This window comes from Advenella sp. EE-W14, from assembly GCF_012923605.1.
GTDB lineage: Bacteria > Pseudomonadota > Gammaproteobacteria > Burkholderiales > Burkholderiaceae_B > Advenella > Advenella alkanexedens.
Genome location: NZ_JAAVNG010000012.1, coordinates 295027 through 301453, shown reverse-complemented (window position 1 = coordinate 301453; position 6427 = coordinate 295027). Strand labels below are relative to the sequence as shown.

Genomic DNA, 6427 nt, shown 5'->3' with positions numbered 1-6427 from the left:
TGATATGCGCTGTGGCCGGAACTCAATCCAAAAACGTCAGCTGCTGTGCCCGATTCGGTGCTTCCCGGCTGTATTTGAAAATCAAAGTGCCTTCATAACCCTTTCTTTTTCCAGCCTCAACCGTCAGGTACCAGGTGGGGATGTGCGCCATGTTTTCCAGGCGGCTTAGCAGTTCTGTAATGCTGCCGTCCTGGCGGGCCTTGAAAATGGCCATTTCCTGTGCGGTCCAGGCAACACCTGGGGCTGCTTCTGCCTTGTTGGGGTCGTAGGTTTGTCCGGCGTAGCGAATGGCATAGCCGTCTTTGGTTTTATCGCAGGAAGGGTTGGGGCATTCCATTTGGAAAACCTCTTCCAGTGCATTTTTGGAGGGCATGATGCTGGGGGTTTTGTTGTACCCGGCCCGCAAGGTAAGCACTTCATCGCATAAATCGGCAATGATCTTGGGATTGGCGATGTCCAGGAATTTGGCCGTGGCAATCCAGTGCTTGCCAGTATCAGCCTGCCTGGCTGCGTCTCGCAGAAGTTGGATTTGTGCCGTGTTCATGAAGTGATAGTGCCTGAGTTAAAGAAACAAATCTGGCATTTTAGACAACTTTAGGTCAATTGTGGCGGGTTTGCAAGCGGATGCGTTATTTTTTGGATCAAATAATTATGAAAGTTGACGCAATAGCAGTTATCAAGGTGTTACGGTGTTTGAATAGGTAAAAATAATCGCCAATATATTGATCTATTCGAGGTTTATTTGTTAATCTTTCTGGTAACATCTTGTATAAATTAATGAATAGCCAACAGGAGACACAATGGCTGATTTTGATACGGGCCTTCAGCGTAACCAGGCCAATTATGCACCCTTAACCCCTATTGATTACCTGCAACGCGCCGCCAGTGTATATGGTGACCGTCTGGCAATCGTTCATGGGCCTATCCGACAAAACTGGGCTGAAACCAACCGTCGCTCCAAGCAGTTGGCGGTGGCGCTGCGCCAGTTGGGTGTAAAGCGCAATTCCACGGTTGCGGTTTTGCTGCATAATACGCCTGCCATGGTAGAGGCCCATTTTGGGGTGCCCATGTCGGGGGGTGTGCTTTGTTCGCTAAATGTGCGCTTAGATACAGACAGTCTTATTTTCTGCCTCGAACACGGCGAGGCCGAGGTGCTGCTGGTAGACAGCGAGTTCGAGGCCCACATTCCTCAAATCCGTCGTAAACTGCCCCATCTTACTATTGTTCAGGTTAATGATGCCCTGGGTCCGCAAAATATCCAGCCGTTTGCCGAACTTGATTATGAATCTTTCCTGGCTTCTGCCAAAGATCTCAATAATTGGCAAATGCCTGAAGATGAATGGGATGCCATCGCCCTTAACTATACGTCGGGCACCACGGGCAACCCCAAAGGGGTGGTTTACCATCATCGTGGGGCGGCCCTTAATGCAATGTCAAACATTTTAGAATGGGATATGGGCAAGCACCCCGTTTATATGTGGACTTTGCCCCTGTTTCACTGCAATGGCTGGTGCTTTGCCTGGACAATCGCTGCGCGTGCCGGGGTGAATGTCTGCCTGCGCAAGTTTGATGCCAAGGTTTGCCTTGATTTGATCCGTGATGAAAAAGTTACCCATTACTGTGCCGCCCCCGTGGTGCATTCGGCCCTGGCCAATGCGCCCGATGAATTGAAAAAAGGCATTGATCATACCGTCAAGGGTTTAATTGCCGGTGCGGCACCTCCAGAGGCCGTGTTGGCCAGCATGGAAAAAATGGGTTTTGATATCACTCATGTTTACGGCCTTACCGAAGTCTATGGCCCTGCATCGGTTTGTGTCGAGCACGACAGCTGGCAAGCGTTAAGCATAGAAGATCGAGCCAGGCTCAAATCCCGTCAGGGTGTGCGTTATCACCTGCAGGCTGGTTTAAGCGTTAAAAATCCGTCCACCATGGAAGACATCAAGGCTGATGGCCAATCAATGGGCGAGCTGATGTTCCGGGGTAATATTGTCATGAAGGGTTATCTTAAAAATCCGCATGCCACCCAGGAAGCCTTCGAAGGCGGCTGGTTCCATACGGGCGATTTGGGTGTCATGCATGAAGACGGTTATGTACAAATCAAGGACCGCAGCAAAGACATCATTATTTCAGGTGGCGAGAACATTTCCAGTATCGAAGTGGAAGATGTGCTGTATAAATATCCCGGTGTGGCCAACTGCGCGGTGGTGGCGCTTGGCGATGAGAAATGGGGAGAAATTCCGGTTGCCTTTGTCGAGCTGAAAGAGGGTACACAAGTTCAGGAAGACGAAATCCTGGATTATTGCCGTGAGAATCTGGCCCGTTTCAAAGTGCCTAAAAAAATCATATTTGGTGAGCTGCAAAAAACAGCGACCGGTAAAATCCAGAAATATGAATTAAGAAAGCAGGCACAAGAGCTGTTGTCTTCACCTTCCAAATGATTATTTAATTAAAAATTAAATAAGATGAACCCAAAGGGCATATAAGTTTTCTTATATGCCCTTTTTTCGTTTTGTCAGGCAGGGAAGGGAAAGTCCCTATAAGCAATTGCTTTATTAATTTTTAAAAATCGGCATAATTCGTCTTTATAAGTAAATATATTTACATAAATGGAGACAATGATGAAAAAAGAAGGGATGTGCATTTTAGGTAAGGTGGCAAAGGCCGGTTGGGCCTGTCTTTAGCTATGGCGGCATTGCCGGCAGTACAGGCTGCCGAGCCAAAAATCAGTGACAATCTGGTCAAGGTAGGGGTGCTGACGGATATGAGTGGTCCTTATTCGGACTTTAGCGGTGCCGGAGCCGTCACCGCGGCACAAATGGCGATTGAGGATTTCCAGAAGGCGAACCCGGATTTCAAGACCCCCATCGAGCTGGTCAGTGCCGATCACCAGAACAAAGTGGATATTGGCATGGCCAGGGCCAACGCATGGTTTGATGTGGACAAGGTGGATGTGATTACCGAACTGGTCACCTCTAATATTGCCTTGGCAGTCAGTAAAATTGCCGCGGACAAGAATCGGGTTGCGCTGGTGTCCGGAGCTGCGTCCTTGCCGTTGACTAACGAGCAATGCAATAAGAATACCGTGCATTGGGTGTATGACACGTATTCGCTGTCCAATGGGACGGCCAAGCACGTGCTGGATTCAGGCAAGAAGAATTGGTATTTTATTACGGTGAACTACACCTTTGGCGGTGCCATGATGGATGCCGCTGGCAAGGTGATCGAAAAAAACAATGGCAAGATTGTGGGGTCTTCCAGGCACCCGCTGAACTCAACCGATTTTTCTTCTTATTTGTTGAATGCCCAACAGTCCAATGCCGATGTCATTGCCCTGGCTAATGGCGGCCAGGACACGATTACCGCAGTCAAGCAGGCGGCCGAATTTGGCATCACACAGTCAAAGCAAAGCATTTTACCCATGGTCATGTTCATTAATGATATTCATGCGTTGGGGCTGGATGCGGCACAGGGCCTGATGCTGACAGAAGGTTTCTATTGGGATCGCGATGACAAAACCCGTGACTGGTCAGAGCGCTATTATGCCAAAACCAACAAAATGCCTAGTATGGGGCAGGCTGGGGTGTATTCATCAGTGATCAATTATCTGGATGCCATCAAGCAAACCGGTACTGACGATGCCGACAAGGTCATGGCGTATTTGAAGTCTAAAGAAATTGATGATGGCCTGTTCAAGGGCAAGATCAGGGAGGATGGCAAATTTGCTCATGATATGCTTTTGCTGGAAGTGAAAAAACCGGACGAATCAACAAGACCCTGGGATTATTACCATATCAAGGGCGTTATTTCAGCTGAAGATGCCAACCTTCCTTTGTCAGAATCCAAATGCCACTTGGTAACAAAGCGTTGAACATAAGGAGTCAATATGCCTGAAGCGGGGTTGATCGGTAAGGAATTGGGGTCTCACCAGGTGCCGGCTTCCCTGTTCCAGGTGCAGTTTTATGCGAAAGTCACCGGGCAGACCGAGCGTTTGTTCTTTGATGAGGTTTATGCCAAAGCGCAGGGGTATCCGTCGGTCGTGGTGCCCGTGGGGCTGTTGTTCGGTCTGGAAATGAACAGGGAAGACCCCTATGCCTGGTTTACCCAGGTGGGTCTGGATGCCGGTAAAACATTGCATGCCTCGCAGGAATTCATGTGCCATGGCCAGTGTTTTGCCGGTGATGTATTAACGTTTACTTCCCGGGTGGCTGATGTCTACAGCAAAAAAAACGGCACCCTGTATTTTCTTGACCGTTACACGCGGGTGGAAAACCAGGATGGCAAACATGTTGCCGATTTAAGATCGGTATTTGTGGAAAATCGGAAATCATGAGCAATTCAGGGTTTGAGTTAAGACATTGCAAGGTGGGTGATCGCTTGCCGCTATGGCAGGGGGAGCCCTTCAGTCGCGCGGCACTGGCCCTGTTTGCGGGGGCTTCGGGCGACCATAACCCATTGCATATAGACAGTGATTATGCGCAAGCCGCCGGTTTTGATGATGTGTTTGTGCATGGCATGTTTACCTTTGCCTTCATGCAGCAGTGTCTTTCACGCATTGTGCGGCAAGAATATCTGGACAATATCAAGGTGCGCTTTGTCAGCGTCATGCAGTTGGCAGAGCAGCCGGTATGTACCGGCACTGTCAGTCAGGTGGAACAGACAGAAACCGGTCAGTTGCTTGTGATGGATTTGAGCGTTTGCAACCAGCATGGCGTGCAAAAGTTAACCGCAGAGGTGCGGGTAACATTGCCGTTTATGTGAATGTTCAAAACACAGCCTTGTTAATGCCCGATGCATGGCCTGTGATTTGTATTATTTGTCAGTGAAGTTACGCCCAATCAAGTATCATTATTGCTGTCAAATGATGTTTTCTATCTTGAATGGAGGCTTATGACTGCCGCTTCACCTGAGTTTATGATTTCCGCCTTGCCGGCGCTGTCCATCGATGGGCTGGTGGCGGCAGATGCCCGTCAGCAACTGGTGCTGACCGTTAACAACCGGCAGGCATTGCGTCTGAAACAGTGGCTGATCCAGCATATGGGTCCTTCTGCCAGTATTGTTGAATTACCCCGGATTATGCCGCTGGGCCGATGGCTTCGTGCCTTGCATGATGATCGTTTATTCAGTACTCAAAGTCATGTGCCGGCCATTGCACTGGACCGTTTTGCCGAGCAATTGGTGTGGGAATCGGTTATTGAGCAGGAAGAAGGGGCGGGACGCTTACTGGATTTGCAGCAAACGGCAAAAATGGCTTCTGATGCCCATCATTTGTGTGCCGACTGGCATATTCAGGTCAGGGAGGATGAAAGCACGCAAGAGTACGAGCGGTTCAGGCAATGGCAACAGGCTTACCTGCATCGCCTGTCCCGGATGGATGCGGAAGACGATTGTCTGATGCAGGAAAGTCTGATTCGTGCACTCGAAAATCATGAAAACCTGAGTTTGCCCAAGCAGATTGTTTTGCTGGGGTTTGCGGAGTGCTCCCCCCGTTTGGGCAGGCTGTTAAAGGCTTGCCAGGCGAATGGGACCAATCTGTATGTGCTGGCTGAAAAGTCGGCCAGCGCCAGTGATGTTGGCAAGACAGCGTTGGGAGATACGGCTGCAGAATGGGAAGCGGCGATTGAATGGGCACGACAGGCCCTGCAGGATAACCCTCAGGGGACGTATGCCATTGTGGCACCGGATCTGGAAGCCAAAGCCCCATTGGCCAGACGTTTGTTAACGCAAAACCTGGGTCGCCATGGGTTAAGCTGGAACGTGGCGGTTGGCCGTCCTCTAACCGAGTGGGCGCCCGTGCGGGCGGCTTTCGCCTGGCTGAGGCTGCTGGCGCAGCTGGGCAGTCGCGGGCAATGCGAGGTACAGGTGCTGGGGGCGGCCTTGCTCGCAGGGCATTGTGCCGCCAGGCCTTCGGTGTTGGCGGCCATGGCACAATACGATGCCCAGCTGCGTCAGAAAGAAGACATTACGGTTCCCGAGGCGGTTGTGTTGGCCATGTTTGAAGAGCTGGATACGGCAGCGTCCTTGAAGTTCAAGGAGGTTTATCAACACTGGTGTCAGCCTTTTCAGGGCAAGTACACGCGTGCCAGCACCGACCAATGGGCACAGCGTATTCGTGAATGTCTGGTGAGTTTCGGGTTTCCTGGTCCGGCAACACTGACTAGCGCCAATTTTCAGGTGTGTCAGGCTTTTGAAAAATTGCTGGTTCGTTTCTCTGCCTTATATGAGGTGGGCGGGCTTCTGGATGCCACCGGTGCTTGTGCCTTGTTGCACAGATTGGCACGTCAATCGGCTTTTCAGCCGCAACGGGATAAAAAGGCACGGCTTGATGTGCTGGGTTTTCTGGAGGCAGAGGGCGGCCGTTGGGATGCCGTATGGATTCTTGGCCTGACCGACGAGGTCCTGCCTGCCAGCCCAAGTCCCAATCCTTTTT

5 protein-coding genes and 1 pseudogene are annotated in these 6427 nt (G+C 50.6%); 5 read left to right on the top strand and 1 reads right to left on the bottom strand.

From position 1 onward, the window contains the following. Positions 1–22 precede the first annotated feature (22 nt). The gene (locus tag HCX92_RS12370) at positions 23–544 is read right to left on the bottom strand and encodes a hypothetical protein (RefSeq protein ID WP_169295260.1); all 522 of its coding nucleotides are present in this window, start codon (positions 542–544) and stop codon (positions 23–25) included. 256 nt (positions 545–800) lie between these two features. On the opposite strand from HCX92_RS12370, the gene HCX92_RS12365 reads away from it, so the two are divergent. The 5 genes and pseudogenes from HCX92_RS12365 to HCX92_RS12345 all read left to right on the top strand — a co-directional run. After that, positions 801–2438, top strand: a complete 1638-nt coding sequence (locus HCX92_RS12365; protein WP_169295259.1) for an acyl-CoA synthetase — start codon at positions 801–803, stop codon at positions 2436–2438. Positions 2439–2665: 227 nt separating this feature from the next. Then, the gene (locus HCX92_RS12360) at positions 2666–3868 is read left to right on the top strand and encodes an ABC transporter substrate-binding protein (protein ID WP_248290050.1); all 1203 of its coding nucleotides are present in this window, start codon (positions 2666–2668) and stop codon (positions 3866–3868) included. A 15-nt stretch (positions 3869–3883) separates the two neighbouring features. Continuing rightward, positions 3884–4330 carry a MaoC family dehydratase N-terminal domain-containing protein gene (locus tag HCX92_RS12355; RefSeq protein ID WP_169295258.1) on the top strand — a complete coding sequence of 149 codons (447 nt, stop codon included), beginning with the start codon at positions 3884–3886 and terminating at the stop codon, positions 4328–4330. After that, the gene (locus tag HCX92_RS12350; protein WP_169295257.1) at positions 4327–4758 is read left to right on the top strand and encodes a MaoC/PaaZ C-terminal domain-containing protein; all 432 of its coding nucleotides are present in this window, start codon (positions 4327–4329) and stop codon (positions 4756–4758) included. Before HCX92_RS12355 ends, HCX92_RS12350 begins: the two co-directional genes overlap by 4 nt. A 129-nt stretch (positions 4759–4887) precedes the next feature. Beyond that, positions 4888–6427: pseudogene (locus HCX92_RS12345) on the top strand (hypothetical protein); the annotation flags it as partial.

Excerpts from the sequence above, each read along its gene's own strand:
- HCX92_RS12370 (WP_169295260.1), bottom strand. The coding sequence starts at position 544 with ATGAACACGGCACAAATCCAACTTCTGCGAGACGCAGCCAGGCAGGCT.
- HCX92_RS12365 (WP_169295259.1), top strand. The coding sequence starts at position 801 with ATGGCTGATTTTGATACGGGCCTTCAGCGTAACCAGGCCAATTATGCA.
- HCX92_RS12355 (WP_169295258.1), top strand. The coding sequence starts at position 3,884 with ATGCCTGAAGCGGGGTTGATCGGTAAGGAATTGGGGTCTCACCAGGTG.
- HCX92_RS12350 (WP_169295257.1), top strand. The coding sequence starts at position 4,327 with ATGAGCAATTCAGGGTTTGAGTTAAGACATTGCAAGGTGGGTGATCGC.